Origin of the sequence: Citrobacter sp. Cpo061 (genome assembly GCF_030332845.1) — a bacterium.
GTDB lineage: Bacteria > Pseudomonadota > Gammaproteobacteria > Enterobacterales > Enterobacteriaceae > Citrobacter > Citrobacter portucalensis.
On the sequence record NZ_JAOWHB010000019.1, the window covers coordinates 101,138 to 119,091 of the forward strand.

13 protein-coding genes and 1 other RNA gene are annotated in these 17,954 nt (G+C 51.0%); all 14 read right to left on the reverse strand.

Annotated elements, in window-relative coordinates; translation table 11 throughout:
• Nucleotides 1-21 precede the first annotated feature (21 nt).
• Nucleotides 22-1,332: an L-cysteine desulfidase family protein gene (locus OGX97_RS01800; protein ID WP_048236821.1), complete on the reverse strand. Its 1,311-nt coding sequence runs from the start codon at nucleotides 1,330-1,332 to the stop codon at nucleotides 22-24.
• 24 nt (nucleotides 1,333-1,356) lie between these two features.
• Nucleotides 1,357-2,688, reverse strand: coding sequence for a hypothetical protein (locus OGX97_RS01805; RefSeq protein WP_279850793.1), 1,332 nt, complete (start codon nucleotides 2,686-2,688; stop codon nucleotides 1,357-1,359).
• Nucleotides 2,689-3,257: 569 nt separating this feature from the next.
• Nucleotides 3,258-4,622 carry an L-serine ammonia-lyase gene (tdcG, locus tag OGX97_RS01810; RefSeq protein ID WP_279850792.1) on the reverse strand — a complete coding sequence of 455 codons (1,365 nt, stop codon included), beginning with the start codon at nucleotides 4,620-4,622 and terminating at the stop codon, nucleotides 3,258-3,260.
• An 87-nt stretch (nucleotides 4,623-4,709) separates the two neighbouring features.
• Nucleotides 4,710-5,105, reverse strand: a complete 396-nt coding sequence (locus tag OGX97_RS01815; RefSeq protein ID WP_003828585.1) for an enamine/imine deaminase — start codon at nucleotides 5,103-5,105, stop codon at nucleotides 4,710-4,712.
• Nucleotides 5,106-5,118: 13 nt separating this feature from the next.
• Nucleotides 5,119-7,413 (reverse strand): 2-ketobutyrate formate-lyase/pyruvate formate-lyase, encoded by a 2,295-nt coding sequence (tdcE, locus tag OGX97_RS01820; RefSeq protein WP_003828587.1) that lies wholly within the window; start codon nucleotides 7,411-7,413, stop codon nucleotides 5,119-5,121.
• Between the two features lie 28 nt (nucleotides 7,414-7,441).
• Nucleotides 7,442-8,650 carry a propionate kinase gene (tdcD, locus tag OGX97_RS01825; RefSeq protein WP_032945082.1) on the reverse strand — a complete coding sequence of 403 codons (1,209 nt, stop codon included), beginning with the start codon at nucleotides 8,648-8,650 and terminating at the stop codon, nucleotides 7,442-7,444.
• A gap of 31 nt (nucleotides 8,651-8,681) precedes the next feature.
• Nucleotides 8,682-10,013 (reverse strand): threonine/serine transporter TdcC, encoded by a 1,332-nt coding sequence (tdcC, locus tag OGX97_RS01830; protein ID WP_008785886.1) that lies wholly within the window; start codon nucleotides 10,011-10,013, stop codon nucleotides 8,682-8,684.
• A 22-nt stretch (nucleotides 10,014-10,035) separates the two neighbouring features.
• Complete coding sequence (gene tdcB, locus OGX97_RS01835) at nucleotides 10,036-11,025, reverse strand: bifunctional threonine ammonia-lyase/L-serine ammonia-lyase TdcB (RefSeq protein WP_003828594.1); 990 nt, start codon at nucleotides 11,023-11,025, stop codon at nucleotides 10,036-10,038.
• A 98-nt stretch (nucleotides 11,026-11,123) separates the two neighbouring features.
• Nucleotides 11,124-12,062 carry a transcriptional regulator TdcA gene (gene tdcA, locus OGX97_RS01840; protein ID WP_003828596.1) on the reverse strand — a complete coding sequence of 313 codons (939 nt, stop codon included), beginning with the start codon at nucleotides 12,060-12,062 and terminating at the stop codon, nucleotides 11,124-11,126.
• 1,075 nt (nucleotides 12,063-13,137) lie between these two features.
• An RNA gene (rnpB, locus tag OGX97_RS01845) (RNase P RNA component class A) lies at nucleotides 13,138-13,514 on the reverse strand.
• A 32-nt stretch (nucleotides 13,515-13,546) separates the two neighbouring features.
• On the reverse strand, nucleotides 13,547-14,692 hold the full coding sequence (garK, locus tag OGX97_RS01850) for a glycerate 2-kinase (RefSeq protein ID WP_032934186.1): 1,146 nt from the start codon (nucleotides 14,690-14,692) through the stop codon (nucleotides 13,547-13,549).
• 65 nt (nucleotides 14,693-14,757) lie between these two features.
• Entirely contained in the window at nucleotides 14,758-15,648 is an 891-nt protein-coding gene (gene garR, locus OGX97_RS01855; RefSeq protein WP_003828600.1) for a 2-hydroxy-3-oxopropionate reductase, read from the reverse strand.
• 30 nt (nucleotides 15,649-15,678) lie between these two features.
• Nucleotides 15,679-16,449 carry a 2-dehydro-3-deoxyglucarate aldolase gene (gene garL / locus OGX97_RS01860; protein ID WP_279850791.1) on the reverse strand — a complete coding sequence of 257 codons (771 nt, stop codon included), beginning with the start codon at nucleotides 16,447-16,449 and terminating at the stop codon, nucleotides 15,679-15,681.
• A gap of 15 nt (nucleotides 16,450-16,464) precedes the next feature.
• Nucleotides 16,465-17,799, reverse strand: a complete 1,335-nt coding sequence (garP, locus tag OGX97_RS01865; RefSeq protein ID WP_008785890.1) for a galactarate/glucarate/glycerate transporter GarP — start codon at nucleotides 17,797-17,799, stop codon at nucleotides 16,465-16,467.
• Nucleotides 17,800-17,954: the final 155 nt, after the last annotated feature.

Below are 17,954 nucleotides of genomic sequence, written 5' to 3' on the forward strand. Positions count from 1 at the left end.
ACGGCTTACCCGGCCTACAGATTAATGTGCCTTACTGGCCATGATCTCAATAATCTGCTTGTCGGTTTCCTGCATTGAACGACACGCCAGCGCGCACAGGTTAGCGATAGATTGTTCCACGTTATGCGCCACAATCCCTTCGTTGCCGGTTACAGCAGTATCATCCAGCGCCATCAGTACCGCTTTCCACGCCGCGGAAGCACTGGTTGAGACTTTCATCGCGCAGCTGTTTGAAGCGCCATCGCATATCATTCCGCTCACGTCACCAATCATGCTGCTGATCGCCATCGCGATGGTGTTGTAGCGACCATCTACGATCCATGCCATCCCCGCTGCTGCCCCCATCGCCGCCGTAGTTGCCGCACACAGTGCAGACAAACGCGGAAGCTGATGATGGATGTAGATAGCGCTCAGATGAGACAACATTAGCGCACGTGCCAGTTTCTCCTCATCCGCGCCAAAGTGCTCAGCCACCACCATCACCGGAACAGTCGCGGTAATGCCCTGATTACCGGAGCCGGAGTTGCTCATGGCCGGCAGCGTCGCCCCGCCCATTCGCGCATCCGATGCCGCACTGGTGCGGATCAGAATAGAGGTGGAGAGATCGTTCGCCAGCAGGCCACGCACACACTGCTTCTCAAGCGTAGTTCCGATGTGCAAACCCCAGTTACCGCGCAGCCCTTCCTGAGACAGCGCACCGTTCAGTTTTGCCGCATCGAGAATGAAGCGGATTGACTCAAACGGTACCGCGTTCACGAACGCCAGAATCTCTTCCAGCGAGGTGTGAGACAATACCGCCAGCGGCGACTCCTGTTCCTCTTCCTGAGCATTCTGTTCTGTGGTGAACACTACGCCCTTATTGGTCTCGATGTGCACAATGTTGGTATGACCGCCCACAATCGTCACGCACGCCCATCCTTCAGCGCTGTAAACCTTCGCGCGGGAAAAGAGGATGTCCTCGCAAGGCTCCTGCAGCATCACCGCAACCTTGCCAGCGCTCAGCATCGCTTTCGCATCGGCGATCGCTTGTGGTGACGCATCTTTCAGTACCTCTAAACCGGCACGGGCATTTCCCCCCAGCGCACCCAGCGCCGCCGCGACAGGTAACCCGACCATTCCGGTACCCGGCACGGTAACGCCCATGCCGTTTTTCATCAGGTTCGGTGAGACCCACGCGTCAATGCGTTCAACCGCGCCGTCCAGCTCAGAGGATGCAACCGCCGCCGCCAGAGCCAGAGAGATAGGTTCTGTACAGCCCAACGCAGGCTTAACTTCTTCCTGCACCGCGCGGATAAAACTATCCCATAATGGATTCAATGTAGTCTCAAACATAACAACAACCTTTGCTCAAATATCTCAGGAAAATGCCAGGAACGGAGAAACGCACAACAGCAGGCCCGTGAAAATAATCAGATACAGGGAAGCGCCTTTGTATTTGTGCAGTGCAGGAACTTTGTAGACCAGCCAGGCCGGGATCAGACAACCCACCATGCCGAAGATAGGGCTACAAATAGAGGTGAAGCTCAGCACCGGCGCGTTGAGCACAATTGCGCTCCAGGCCAGCAGGATGGCAAAAATCATAATGCCGCGCTGAACAAAGGTTTCGTTGATTTTCTCAGCCGGCATATAGCGGCGCAGAATGTTCATCACGATCCCTTGAGTCGCTTCACGGAAACCTAAGTAGACACCGAAGAAAGCGGTCATAACGGCGAAAATGTTCAGAATAACGCTGACGATTTTCACCCAGCCAGCACCCGCACCATTGATAAATTGCGCGGCAATCGCCAGAGCGGAAATGTTCTGCTCATAAGCTTTAACCGCTTCGTCGTGGCCCATCGCCAACGTGAAGGAAACGGCGTAGAAAAAGACGGTAACAAACAGAATACCGAACGCGATGTTCATGGCACGCAGGGCTTTATGACGCGCCACTTCGATGGATTTGTTGCGTGAACGGTATGAGATAACCATCGGGCTTAAGGTCTGAATAAACAGAATCGAGGTCAGCGTAAACGGCAGAGTGATGATCGCATTTTTGATCAGCAGCGCCATCGGCGGCAGTGAACCCGCGTTATGCAGATGCCACATCCCTACCATCGACACGCCAAGCGCTGCCACAACCAGCAGCTTGGTCATTACCATACCGGTGGAGATTTTAAACAGCATTTGTTCCCCGCGTGACGAGATAGCCACCAGGATGCAAATCAGTACCAGGCCATAGAACGGGCTGTCGGACAGTAAACCTTCCGTCACACCAAACGTGTGCAGATAGGAGGCGCTGTCATTGGTGATGGCGGTGGAATAAACGAACATCCAGATAACCAGCATCACAAAATACAACGCACCTAACAGGATGCCCCAGTTCTTACCCAGATAGCCGCTGATCACGCTCGGGTAGTCTTTACACTCTGGGGACTCAGCCAGCGTGTTGATAAACAGGCGCTGGAACAGGTACATGGCTGGGTAGCCGATGATAGAGGAGAGCAAGAACACCCACAGCCCCATCAATCCAACCTGGACAGGAAGAAAAACAATCCCCGCGCCAATTGCCATACCGATACTCATAATGATCCAGCCGGTGTCCGTGCTGTCGAACTTAATGGCTTCACGCCATTCGCTTTCGGTCATTCCCGCCCGACGTGCCGGAGCAGATGCGTCGAGTATTACGCTACTATTCGTTGCCGTTTCCATAATTTCCCGCTCAATGTGTAGGTAGAGGTTTTTATATTTTTTTCGTACTGCATCAATGCGATACGCAGTACTTAGGTGCAGGTGAGCTATTGGAGTAATGAAGAAATCATACGCGCAGGATCAGAGAAAAACTTCACAAACAAACCCCTGTAATTTCTAAAAGTTAAGAAATATTTTCTCTTTTATATGCATATATAGGATTTAAATTCTATTTTTGAAGCAGATCACAACAAAAAATGTACACCAAAGTGCTAATGCTGATCAGTTAACACCTCACCTTCTGCGTTTTTTGTTAAAACAGCAAAACAGATTTAACTGGAAGTCAGAGGGTTGAAGCGATGACCCCGGTCCGGCTGAAAATCGATGAGGCGTTGACGGCTGACCGGGACTGCCCGCAGGGATGCGGGCAGAGGGGACGGCCTGCATGGATGCAGGCTCGGCCCCGACCCGACAGGCAGACGGAATAAGACGAATAGCTCGCGCAGCGACGATTTTCCCGCCGGGAGCCTGGGATGCAAGGGAGCGGCGGCGCTTACGCCTTATCCGGCCTACAAACGCACCCTTTCATCTCAGGTACAAACTACTTTAATCGCCAGACCACCGCGTGACGTTTCGCGGTATTTGTCGTTCATATCTTTGCCCGTTTCATACATGGTCTCGATCACTTTATCGAGCGAAACGCGTGGCTCAGATGTGCGACGTAGCGCCATGCGTGCGGCGTTGACGGCTTTTACCGCGTTGATCGCATTACGCTCAATGCAAGGTATTTGCACCTGTCCAGCAACCGGATCGCAGGTCAGCCCCAGGTTATGCTCCATGGCGATTTCCGCCGCAATACAAACCTGCGACGGGCTACCGCCGAGCAACTCGGTCAGCCCGGCTGCCGCCATTGAACAGGCTACGCCAATTTCACCCTGGCAGCCGACTTCGGCACCAGAAATAGAGGCGTTCATTTTATACAGCGCCCCTATCGCCCCCGCGGCCAGCAAGTAGCGGGCAATGGAGTTTGCATTCACCGGACGGCGGAACTTGTCGTAATAGGCCAATACGGCAGGGATAATTCCACATGCGCCGTTGGTCGGTGCCGTCACAACCCGGCATCCGGCGGCGTTTTCTTCGCTCACGGCCAGCGCGAACATGTTGATCCAGTCGATAACGTTCATCGGGTCGCTGGACAGATTATCGCTGGAAACCAGTAACCGACGTAATGCTACGGCGCGACGCGGTACGTTAAGCGGGCCAGGCAGGACGCCTTCGGTGTTCATGCCGCGCTCAATCCCGGCGTGCATGACATCCCAGATGGCGGCAAAGCCAGAATCGATTTCTTCTTTGCTGCGCATCGCCAGTTCATTCTGCATCATCAGACCGGAAACGGACAGCCCGTTACGCTCACAAAGTTTCAGTAGTTCGCTGGCGGAATGAAAATTGTAGGGCACGTGTGCTTCAACATCATACGCCTGACCAAATTGCTCCTCTTCAACGATAAAACCACCGCCGACGGAGTAATAGGTTTTGCTTAATAGCGTCTCGGTGCCGTTCCATGCGGTGATACGCATGCCATTTTCATGGCGCGGCAGCGTTTCGGCGTGAAAGAGGATATTTTTGTCTGGGGAGAAATCGACAATATGCGTGCCCTCTGCAACCGGTAAACGTCCGGTACGGGCCACTTCCTGAGTAAAACCAGCGATAGAATCTATATTAACGTTTTGCGGACTGTTACCGGCCAGTCCCATCATGATGGCGACATCCGTCGCATGACCTTTTCCGGTCAGGGAGAGCGATCCATAAAGATCGACCACAATATGCGTAGCCTTGGGAAGTTCCCCGCTGCTGACCAACAGATCGATAAAGCTTTTACCTGCGTTCATTGGCCCCACGGTATGGGAGCTGGAAGGTCCAATGCCAATCTTAAAAATATCGAATGCGCTAATCATATCCACACCCTCGGATTGCCGTTCAGTGAAGACCAGGTTTCACACTCATTAAGGATCGGGGCGATCCTGAGATCGCCCCGCAAGGGATTACAGCGTGTCGCCACGTACGGCGATGGCTTCAATCTCCAGCTTCACATCCTTTGGTAAGCGGGCGACCTGTACGCAGCTGCGCGTAGGGTAAATTGCCTTATGCTCATCAAAGAACTGCTGGTACACCTGATTAATGGTGGCGAAGTCGTTCAGGTCAGAAACGAAAACGGTCGTCTTCACGATATCGCTCACTTTCAAACCTGCGGACTCGACGATCGCTTTCACGTTTTCCAGGCTTTGACGCGCCTGATCGGCCACGTTTTCAGCCACTTCACCGGTCTGTGGACACACCGGGATTTGACCTGACGTCAACACCATACTGCCCAGATCCACACCCTGTACGTAAGGCCCAATCGCCCCTGGTGCACATTCGGTTGCAATTACTTTTCTCATAGTCCCTCCGGCGTCAGAGCGCCTGGGTGAAAGTACGTGAAATAACATCCTGCTGCTGTTCGCGGGTCAGCGCGTTGAAGCGCACCGCATAGCCAGACACGCGGATCGTCAGGTTCGGATAGTTTTCCGGGTGCTCAATGGCATCCATCAACATTTCACGGTTCATAACGTTAACGTTCAGATGCTGCCCGCCTTCCACATGTGCTTCATGGTGGAAGTAACCGTCCAGCAGACCGACCAGGTTGGTTTTACGCACTCCATCCTCTTTGCCCAGCGCTGCCGGCACAATGGAGAAGGTGTACGAGATACCGTCTTTGGCATAGGTGAACGGCAGTTTGGCAACCGAGGTTAACGACGCCACCGCACCTTTACGATCGCGGCCGTGCATCGGGTTCGCCCCTGGCGCAAACGGCGTACCTGCGCGACGTCCGTCCGGCGTGTTACCGGTTTTCTGTCCGTACACCACGTTGGAGGTAATGGTCAGAATGGACTGCGTCGGCACCGCGTTACGGTAGGTTGGCAACACCTTAATTTTCTTCATAAAGCGTTCGACCAGGTCGCAGGCAATGCTGTCTACGCGCTCATCGTTGTTACCGTATTGCGGATAGTCGCCTTCGATTTCGAAATCAACTGCCAGACCATTTTCATCACGAATCGGTTTCACGCGAGCGTATTTGATAGCCGACAGAGAATCCGCCGCCACGGACAGACCCGCCATACCACAGGCCATCGTGCGATAGACATCACGATCGTGCAGCGCCATCAGCGAAGCTTCGTAGCTGTACTTGTCGTGCATGTAGTGGATGATGTTCAACGCGCTGATGTACTGCACGGCCAGCCAGTCCATAAAGTGGTCCAGGCTCTCCATCACCGTGTCGTAGTCCAACACGTCATCCATCAGCGGTGCCGTTTTCGGCCCGACCTGGATTTTCAGCTTCTCATCCACGCCGCCGTTGATTGCATACAGCAACGTTTTGGCGAGGTTGGCACGCGCCCCGAAGAACTGCATTTGCTTGCCGATAACCATCGGGCTGACGCAGCAGGCAATGGCATAGTCATCGCTGTCAAAGTCGGCACGCATCAGATCGTCGTTTTCATACTGCAAAGACGAAGTGATGATAGACACCTGGGCGGCGTACTTTTTGAAGGCTATCGGTAGCTGCTCAGACCACAGCACCGTCAGGTTCGGCTCAGGTGCCGGGCCCATGGTGTGTAGCGTATGCAGGTAGCGGAACGAGTTTTTCGTCACCAGCGTGCGGCCATCCAGTCCCATACCGCCGATAACTTCGGTCGCCCAGATTGGGTCGCCTGAGAACAGGGTGTCGAATTCCGGCGTACGCAGGAAGCGCACCATACGGATCTTCATAATGAAGTGGTCGATCAGTTCCTGCGCCTGCTGCTCATTTAACACGCCCGCTTTGAAATCGCGCTCAATGTAGATGTCGAGGAACGATGCGGTACGGCCCAGCGACATAGCACCACCGTTCTGAGATTTCACCGCAGCCAGGTAAGCAAAGTACACCCACTGCACCGCTTCCTGCGCATTACGCGCCGGACGGGAAATATCGCAGCCGTATTTCGCCGCCATTTCCTGCATTTGCAGCAGGGCGCGACGGTGTTCAGACAGCTCTTCGCGCAGACGAATCGTGGCTTCAAGATTCTGGCCCCACTCCAGGTTCGACTGGAGATCGGCAAACTGCAGTTCACGCTCACGCACCAGATAGCGGATACCATACAGCGCGACGCGGCGGTAGTCACCGATGATACGGCCACGACCGTAACCATCCGGCAGGCCGGTCAGCACGCCGGATTTACGGCAGCGCAGCATATCCGGAGAGTAGGCATCGAATACGCCCTGGTTATGGGTTTTACGCAGTTCAGTAAACTGGTATTCAAAATCAGCATCCATCTCACGACCATAAGCATCAAAAGAGCTTTTGATCATGTTGATGCCGCCAAACGGATGCAGAGCACGCTTGAGCGGCTTATCCGTTTGCAGACCGACGATTTTTTCCAGTTCTTGTTCAATATAACCCGCATCATGCGCGGTTATCGTGGTAGCAATATTGGTATCGAAATCAACCGGCGCGTGCGTCGAGTTTTCAATACGGATGCCCGCCATGACTTTTTCCCACAATGCAGTGGTCGCAGGCGTTGCTTCGGCGAGGAAAGATTCATCCCCTTCATAAGGCGTATAGTTGTGCTGAATAAAATCACGGACATTAATTTCTTCTTTCCAGTCCGTACCTTTAAAGCCATTCCAGGCTTCGGCATACAGCATATCGCTGGTATCGATATTTACCTTCATGAAAAATAATCTCTCTGCTGAAATTTAATTATGCAAATTCTACTGGTGTATTAATTTTGCCTAAGGCAATGGCATCACGCGCAATCATTTTCTCTTCATTTGTGGGAATAACCGCACAAATAACACGAGCATCTTTATTAGAGATAATTCTTTCGCCATGGGAATTTGGCAGGCTATTCATTTCGCTGTCGATATTCACCCCTAAAACGGCGAGATGTTCAATAACCAGACGACGAATTAATACCGAGTTCTCACCAATTCCGCCGGTGAAAATAATCCCATCAAGACGATGCAGCGATGCGGCATGTCCGGCGATATGGCGTGCAATACGATGCACAAACGTTTTAATCGCCAGCTGCGCACGCTCATGTCCTTCGTGCCAGGCTTTTTCTAACGTACGTAAGTCAGAGGACAAACCGGAAATACCCAGTAAACCGGACTCTTTATTCACTACGCGCTCAAGGTCGCTCAGCGTCTGGTTGGTTTCGCTGGCAATCCACGCCATCGCGCCGAAATCGACGTCGCCGCTGCGTGTGCCCATCATCAGCCCTTCCAGCGGCGTCATGCCCATAGAGGTATCAACGCTCTGTCCATTACGTACCGCACAGATTGACGCGCCGTTGCCCAGGTGCGCCACAACCAGACCGGAGTCATCATGTTGCAACTCGAGAAGCTCATGCGCCCGTTGAGAAACATAGCGGTGCGACGTGCCGTGGAAGCCATAACGGCGAACGCCCAACTCCTCAAAATATTTCCACGGTAAACCGTACAGATAGGCTTCTGGGGCCATCGTCTGGTGGAAGCTGGTATCAAATACCGCGACCTGCTGCACGCCTGGGAAAAGGTGCTGAGCAGATTCGATCCCACTCAGGTTCGCATAATTATGTAACGGAGCTAGCGGCGATACCCGACGAATATTATCGATAACTTCGTCAGTAATAATTGCTGATTCAGTAAAGATATTTCCGCCGTGGGCAATGCGGTGGCCAATTAAGGCCACGCTGTCCATTAAATTACGTTTCTCTAGTTCAACGGCAATTGCTTTTAATGCGTCTTCGTAGCTGTGGTGAGCCAGCTTAGCTGGCTCTCCACCATTAATTGCTATGAACGCATTTTCAGAGTTAATACCGTCTGCGATCCCCGCCATTAAAACTTCACAGTTTGCTGCATCCAGCACTGAGAATTTAATGGAAGACGAACCACAGTTAATAACCAGTACTACCGGAAACTCATTCATTTCACTACTCCGCTCATCCTGAGCTTAAGGATTAAAACAGTTTGTAGACGATGTTCAGGATGGTCAGCAGACCAATCACGGTAACAAACACGTTATCCAGACGGCCACGGTATTTCGCCAGTGATGGCGCCTTACGGATGGCATACATCGGCAGCAGGCAGAGCAGAGAGGCAATAATCGGCGCGCCCATTGCTTCAATCAGGTCCAGGATGTTCGGGTTGGCGTAAGCCACAACCCAGGTGGAGCCCATGATGAAGATCATGCTGATGGTATTAAGTTTGCCGGCAGAAACTTTCGTTTTATCGCCTTTATAACCAAACTTCAGCACCAGACCGTTCAGACCTTCCAGCGTGCCCAGATAGTGGCCGAAGAAAGATTTGAAGATAGCAACCAGGGCGATGATTGAAGCACCGTACTCCAGAACAGTTGCGAAGGTGGACTTCGTACCGGACAGTGAAGCGAAGTGGTTTGCCAGGTAAGACAGCACAGGAATGTTTTGCGCTTTCGCATCCGCCATGTTTGCCGGAGACAGCGTGAACAGGCAGCTAAAGGCGAAGAACATTACCACCGCAACCATCAGCATACTGGCGCGGGAGATGATTTTGGAACACTTCTGCTCGGTAAATTCACGACCGTAATCTTTCTCATACTCTTCACGTTTAGAGACGACGAAGGAAGAAACGATTGGCGAGAAGTTGAAAGAGAACACCATGATGGAAATACCCAGCCATACGGTAACCAGGATGCCGTCATGGCCAGTCAGGGCGATATTGCTGATATCAACCTGATCGATAACCGCAGAGTTCCAGTAAGGAATCAGTGACAGAGAGATAAGCACCAGGCTGGCAATGAACGGCCATACCAGGTAGCTCATCACTTTAACCATCAGATCTTTACCAAACCAGATGACGAATGCCATCAGCAGCAACAGGAACAACGCCACGAAGCCACGGTTCAGCGCGGGCATCTGCAGCTGGTTTTCCCAGAAGGTCATAAAGGTGTTGGTAATGGTGACGCCATAAATCCACAGCAGCGGACAAATCGCAAAGAAGTAGAGGAACGTGATAACCACGCCGCCCGTTTTACCAAAGTGCTCTTCAACCGTTTCTGTGATGTTACCGGAAGGGTTAGAACCGGAAAGACACAGGCGTGCCAGCGCACGGTGGCAATAGAAGGCGATGGGGTATGCTAACACCAGCATGATCAGAATGGGGATCAGTCCGCCAAAACCTGCGCGGATAGGGAAGAACAGCACCCCAGCGCCGATGGCTGTACCAAATAAACCCAGTGTCCAGGTGGTGTCCGATTTGCGCCAGGACGACTGTTTTGTCTGGCTGGATACAATGCTATCAGTAGTACTCATATCCTATCCTCAACGAAGTATATTAAGCGTCAACTAAACCAGTAATTTGAGATACACGAGAAAGGTCGATATTACCGCCAGAAATAATGCTGACTGTTTTTCTGTTCTGGATATAGCTATCTAATTTCCCGCTTAATAATGCTGCGCATGCCAGCGCGCCGGCACCTTCAGTCACAACTTTATTTCGCTGAATTAATGCCACCATGCTGTTGCGAATTTCATCTTCGCTGACCAGGACAATGTCATCCACCAACTCACGAACAATTTCATACGTTAAAGTACCCGGGCGGGAAACGTCACAACCATCCGCCAGGGTGCCGGTCGTTCGGTGCGTGGTTATTTCTCCAGCGTGGAAAGAAGCCGCCATGCCGTGAACGTTTTCAGACTGTACGCCAATAATTTTAATGGTCGGGTTAATAGATTTAATTGCCACCGCAATACCAGCAATCAGTCCACCACCGCCAATTGGCACAATCACGTTATCGACATCGTACAAGTCTTCCAGAATTTCCAGACCAATAGTGCCCTGACCAGCAATAACTTTCGGGTCATCATAGGGTGGAATAAAGATACGGCCTTCAGTTTCCACAATCTCGCTAACCTTAGCGATGGTGTCGTTGAAGTTGTCGCCGTGCAGCACAACTTCTGCGGAATAATCGCAGGTTGCCGCTACTTTAGACTTCGGTGCGCCTTTCGGCATCACCACTTTGCCGTCGATTCCGAGCATAGCGCAGGAGAGAGAAACACCTTGCGCATGGTTACCTGCAGAGCAAGCCACCACGCCCTTACATCTTTCAGCTTCGGTTAATGAACTGAGCTTGTTAAAAGCACCACGGATTTTAAATGAACCGGTACGCTGCATGTTTTCAAACTTGAGGAAAATTTCCCCTTTGCAACGTTCACTAAAATAGTTAGAGCGAGGCATTCCCGTTTTATAAATTTTCCCCGCAAGTCTTTTTTTCGCTTCGAGGATATCTTCAATTGCAACTGGGAGATCGTATGTAATGTGCATTAGAACCTCTTACCTGGGTATTAAAGTAAATAGATAGCCGTGACCATTGTCAGATATAGACAAATGGCGTTTATTTCGTGTTAAAACAAATTCAATCTTTAATCAATTTCAATTAATTGCCTTCGTCTCCGACAATTATATGATGAATATTCTTTGGCTAATTCCACCAAAATAGATGCTGCTTTTTTAATTCGATAATTTTTCGACCACACGGCGGCATAGCGCGCGACGGGTAAGGTTTCTTCTACCGGGATAGTAATAAACTGGTTTGAGCCAAACGGTGTGGTCATATCGCAGGGAATTACTGTTAAGAAATCAGCATTGAGAACAAGATTATAAATCGTAACGACAGAGTCTGTTTTAACGATGTTTTCACTGCTGATGCCATTATTCTGTAACGTGGTAAGAAGTTCGCTGTAGTACCCCATATTCGTTTGTGGCAACACCCACTGTTCGTTTTTCAACGCGCTCAGCGAGGTGATGCCGGTGCATGTTCGGGACTTGCTGGCAACCAGGATAAAGTCTGACTCAAAGAGCGGTTCAACATGCAGATCGTGCAGTTTCATCTCATCACTCAGCGTACCGATGGCGAAATCCAGACGTCCGTCACGGATTGCCGGTAAGAAGGAGGAGAGCTGAGCTTCATACATAGAAACCTGCGCCTTCGGGAACACTTCTTTGAATTTTTTAATCATGCCGGACATGATGGTGAAGGCGATCAGTGAAGGAAAGCCAAACGACACATCAACGACCGCGTTGCTCGTCATGCTGTTCATCTCATCAACCATGTTTTTCATTTCACGGGTAATAGATTCAGACCATGAGAGCATTACCTGACCTGCCTGAGTCAATGTCACACCAGTATTTTTACGTACAACTAACTCAATACCGAAATAAGCCTCTACATCATTGATGATTTTACTGACAGCGGGTTGAGTTAAACCTAATTCTTTTGCAGCTGAGCCGATAGAACCGCTTCTAATGACTTCCTGAAAGACCACTAAGTGCTGTGTTTTAGGGAGTGTAATAGTATTCATATCGACCTGCGTTAATTACTTTGTTGACGGCAGGAAGTGTACCAAATTAAGCGAACAAGGATATGTGCTACCCCTCACAAATCCCCTTGACTTACATTTTGTAAGACTATCGTTAAAATTTAAATTACTTAATAATCATATAGATATGAATTATCGATCTCACTTTATCCTGACTTTAGTCAAAAAAAGATGGGGGGATAACGATTTTTTATGGCTATAACACCCCCATTTTTTCCACTATTTTTTAAAACCATGAAAGGCTATATTTCAATCAATTACAGAACAATTATCAGGCAAGATGGTGCTTAAATTTAATAAACAACTTATCAAATTTAATTATATTTTAATGATTATGGCGATTAAATAACGTTATGCATCACATTTTTTCGCCACATTTGTTTGTAAAGAAACATTGCATTCATTAAAATTCAATCTAAAAAACACAAACAATTATCATATGCAACATTATATTAACACTGATTTTGTGCGATTTATTAGCAAGTAATTTTGTGATGGCGATCGATTGCGTTCGATTATTCTCGAGAAAAACGTATCGCACAGCGTTTTGTGTTGGTCGTCACAAAATTAGAAATATCCACCGACACATTCCCCTCAGATAAAAGAAATTCGGTGCATAAATAATAGGGATATAAAAATTAGATAAGAAGGAAATAAGCGCCTGCATCCTCGAAAACCAATCTCAATGCTCGCTGTAAAACCTCTGCCGGATGGCGGTGTAAACACCTTATCCGGCCTACAAAACCACTCTCTCCCCCAGTAGGCCTGATAAGCGCAGCGCCATCAGGCATGGCAACCTGCCCAGAAAGCAAAAACCCCGCCGAAGCGAGGCCTTATAAAGAGTGAAGCTGACCGATAAGCCGCGTTCTTTTGAGTATAGCGTCGTGGACAGTCATTCATCTGGCTTACCCAGAAAGCAAAAACCCCGCCGAAGCGGGGTTTTATTAAAGAGTGAAGCTGACCGATAAGCCGCGTTCTTTTGAGCATAGCGTCGTGGACAGTCATTCATCTGGCTTACCCAGAAAGCAAAAACCCCGCCGAAGCGGGGTTTTATAAAGAGTGAAGCTGACCGATAAGCCGGGTTCTGTCGTGGACAGTCATTCATCTAGGCCAGCAATCGCTCACTGGCTCAAGCAGCCTACCCGGGTTCAGTACGGGCCGTACCTTGTGAACCCCTATTTGGCCTTGCTCCGGGTGGAGTTTACCGTGCCACGGACTGTTACCAGCCGCGCGGTGCGCTCTTACCGCACCCTTTCACCCTTACCTGATCCCACTTGCGTGGGCCATCGGCGGTTTGCTCTCTGTTGCACTGGTCGTGGGTTTCCCCCCCAGGCGTTACCTGGCACCCTGCCCTATGGAGCCCGGACTTTCCTCCCCTCCGCCCGTCTCCCCCGAAGAGGACGACGACGAAGCGGCGACTGTCTGGTCAGCTTCGGCGCGCAGTATAGAGGGTTTGCGGGGCAATGTCACCCCGCACTGCGCATTCCTATCGCTAACGTGGCAGCGATGTTTCTTGAGGCGCGATAAATATTATCAAATGCCCCACGGAAGGCCTCTTCCAGCGTGCTGATGCTGGTCAATACGCTAAATACCGCATCGATACCATATTGATGCACGACCTCCACATCGCGCGTCAGGCTGCCGCCAATACCAATAACCGGCTTGTGGTACTTCTTCGCGACATTCGCCACGCCTACCGGCACTTTGCCGTGAATGCTCTGGCTGTCGATCCGCCCTTCGCCGGTCACCACCAGCGTACAGTCGTGAATATGCTCTTCCAGATTGAGCGCCTGGGTCACAATCTCGATACCGCTGCGCAGCTCGGCGCCTAAAAAAGCCATTAATGCCGCGCCCATTCCACCTGCCGCACCGGAGCCTGGCACATCTTTCACATCAACCCGCAGAGACTTTTTAATAATGTCGGCATAATGAGACAGATTACGGTCCAGTTCGAGAATGCGTTCTTCCGTCGCCCCTTTCTGCGGGCCAAAAATGCGCGAAGCGCCAGAATCGCCGATGAGTGGATTAGTCACATCACAGGCCACGCGAATGGAACAGGTTTTTAAGCGCGGATCCAGACCCGAGATATCGATGGAGTTCAGACTCATCAGGCTTCCACCACCATAGCCAATTTCTGTCCCGTTGGCGTCGCAAAGTTTTGCCCCCAGCGCCTGCACCATACCCGCGCCACCGTCGTTGGTGGCACTGCCGCCGATGCCAATAATGATGCTCTGCGCACCGCTATCCAGCGCCTGCAAAATCAGCTCTCCGGTACCGCGTGACGTAGTGACTAAAGGGTTGCGCTTTTCAGGAGGCACCAACGCCAGACCGCTGGCTGCCGCCATTTCGATAAACGCAGTTTTACCATCTCCAGACATGCCCCAGCAGGCATTCACTTTTTCGCCCAGCGGCCCCGTTACTTGCGCTGAATGTTCACTCCCTTGCGTCGCGGCAATCATGGCTTCAACCGTTCCTTCGCCGCCATCGGCAACCGGAACAGAAACATATTGCGCATCGGGGAAAATTTCCCGAAATCCTTTTTCTATTGCCTGAGCTACCTCGGTGGCAGAAAGGCTTTCTTTATAAGAGTCTGGGGCAATTACGATTTTCATAGTTATGTAGCCTGACTGTGCCGCGCAAGGCAAGAAATACAGGGCGCACATCCGCGCCCTTCTTGTTAGCGAGTGACTTCCACTTTCGCCAGTTTTTCGTAGTAGCATGCGAGCGCACTGTGATCGGCAGTACCCAATCCATCTGCGCGTAGCGCCTGCATCATCTCCATGACTGCTGCAGTCAGCGGCAACTGAGCGCCAACGCCATGAGAGGTATCCAGCGCGTTCGCCAGGTCTTTGATATGCAGGTCAATACGGAAACCTGGTTTAAAGTTGCGATCCATCACCATCGGCGCTTTCGCATCCAGCACGGTGCTGCCTGCCAGCCCGCCACGGATCGCCTGATACACCAGATCCGGATTCACACCCGCTTTGGTCGCCAGCGTCAGCGCTTCAGACATCGCGGCAATGTTCAGCGCCACAATCACCTGATTCGCCAGCTTGGTAACGTTACCCGCACCAATTTCACCGGTATGCACCACGGAGCCTGCCATCGCTTTCAGCAGATCGTAGTACTTGTCGAAAATCGCTTTATCGCCGCCGACCATCACCGACAACGTGCCGTCAATCGCTTTTGGCTCGCCGCCGCTGACCGGCGCATCCAACATATCCACGCCTTTCGCTTTCAGCGCGTCGCTAATTTCACGGCTGGCTAACGGCGCGATGGAGCTCATGTCGATAAGCACTGTGCCCGGTTTCGCCCCTTCAATAATGCCGCCTTCACCCAGTGCCACTTCCTTAACATGCGGAGAGTTCGGCAGCATGGTGATAATCACATCACACTGCTCAGCGATATCTTTCGCTGTGGCGGCAGTTTCAGCACCTGCGGCAATTACTTCCGCAATGGATTCCGGGTTACGGTCAGCAACCACCAGCGAGTAACCTGCCTTGAGGAGGTTTTTACTCATTGGTTTACCCATAATACCGAGGCCAATAAAACCAACTTTCATTGTCATGTCTTTATCTCTCTCTACTGTCGATGGTGGTTATTTCTTAAAAGAATCAGCCAGTTTCTGCGTGGCTGAACGGAACACGCCAAGGTCGCTGCCAACGGCAACAAACGTCGCGCCCCACTCCAGATAACGACGCGCATCCGCCTCTACCGGGGCCAGAATGCCGCTTGGTTTGCCGTGTGCTTTCGCGCGGGCAAAAATGTGCTGGATAGCTTTCTGCACATCAGGATGTGACGCATTGCCGAGGTGACCTAGCGCCGCGGCCAGATCGCTTGGTCCGACGAAGACACCGTCAACACCTTCTGTCGCCGCGATTGCGTCAACGTTATCAACGCCCTGCTGACTTTCGATCTGCACGATGATGGTGATGTTCTTATTCGACTGCGCAAAGTAGTCCGGTACGGTGCCAAACATATTGGCGCGATGGGATACGGACACGCCGCGAATACCTTCCGGCGGATAGCGGGTCGACGCCACAGCGTTAACCGCTTCTTCTTCCGTCTCAACGAACGGGATCAGGAAGTTGTAAAACCCGATATCCAGCAGACGCTTGATAATTACCGGCTCGTTGGTTGGTACACGCACTACCGCCGCGCTGTCGCTGCCTTTCAGCGCCATCAATTGCGGAATAAACGTCGAGATATCATTCGGCGCATGTTCGCCATCCAGTACCAGCCAGTCAAAACCTGCCAGGCCTAAAACTTCGGTACTGATTGGGCTGGCAAATGCAGACCAGCAGCCAATCTGAATTTGTTGCGCCGCGAGGGCCGCTTTAAACTTATTCGGGAAAATCGTGTTATTCATCGCCTATACCTTTGTTTATTTCTGCAATTCCATACGTTTAATGTCACCGACAATAAACAGGTAGCAAACCATTGCCATCAGCGCCGAGCACCCTACAAACATCAGCGCAGCATTAAATGAGTGCAGCTCGCTCACCAGATACCCAATCACCAGCGGGGTGACGATGGAAGCCACGTTGCCAAATACGTTAAATACCCCACCGCACAGACCGACAATCTCTTTCGGCGCGGTATCGGAAATCACCGGCCAACCCAGCGCGCCGAAACCTTTACCGAAGAACGCCAGCGCCATCAGCGCCACCACAAGAGCGGTATTATCGGTGTAGTTACACAGAATAATGGTCGATGCGAGCAACATGCCGAGCACTATCGGCAGCTTACGCGCCAGGGTAATGCTGAAACCACGTTTAATCAGATAATCAGAGAACACGCCGCCGAGCACGCCACCGAAAAACCCACACAGTGCCGGAATCGAAGCCACCAGGCCCACTTTCAGAATCGACATACCTTTTTCCTGAACCAGGTAAATCGGGAACCAGGTGAGAAAAAACCAGGTAATTGTGTTGATAAAATACTGGCCAAAGAACACACCAAGCATCATACGATTTGTCAGCAACTGCTTGATATAATGCAGTTTAGGACCACCTGACTTCACATCGCCCGGTTTTTTATGGTCCATATCCACGACCGCGCCGTTTTCAGAGATAAACTTCAACTCTTCTTGCGACATGCGCGGGTGATCGGTTGGGTTATGAATAAACTTTACCCACAGTCCGGTAAGCACAAAACCAATCACGCCCATCACGGTAAAAACGTGCTCCCAGCCCCAGGCGAAGGTCAGCCAGCCGAGCAGCGGGGAAAACAGCGCCAGGGAGAAATACTGTGCGGAGTTAAAAATCGCAGATGCCGTGCCGCGCTCTTTCGTTGGGAACCAGGCCGCCACGATACGGGCATTAGCCGGGAAGGATGGCGCTTCCGAGAAGCCCAGCATAAAGCGCATGATGAACATTGAAATACCCGCCCAGGCCAGCGGGAACATGTCCACAAAGCCCTGCAGGAAGGTAAACAGTGACCAGAAGAACAAACTGTAGGTGTAGACTTTCTTCGAGCCGAATTTATCCAGCAGCCAGCCGCCGGGGATTTGCATCAACAGGTAAGCCCAGCCGAAGGCTGAGAAAATGTAACCCATTGAGATGGCGCTGAGATGTAACTCTTTCGCCACTTCAGTTCCGGCAATAGACAGCGTCGCACGGTCCGCATAGTTAACGGCTGTAACAATAAATATTATCAGCAATATTAAATAACGGGTGTGCGTACCTTTCTTTTTCTCGACAACTGTATCCAATATCATTCTATTTACCTCGGGCACATAAAAGGTTTTTATTATTATTTTGTGGGTGTTTCTCGTGATAAATTACCGATAATAAAAATAGATAATAATTTATCAGACGTTATGAAACCGTGATTTAGTATAATCATCAGCACAACGTTAATCATTGTGCAAGT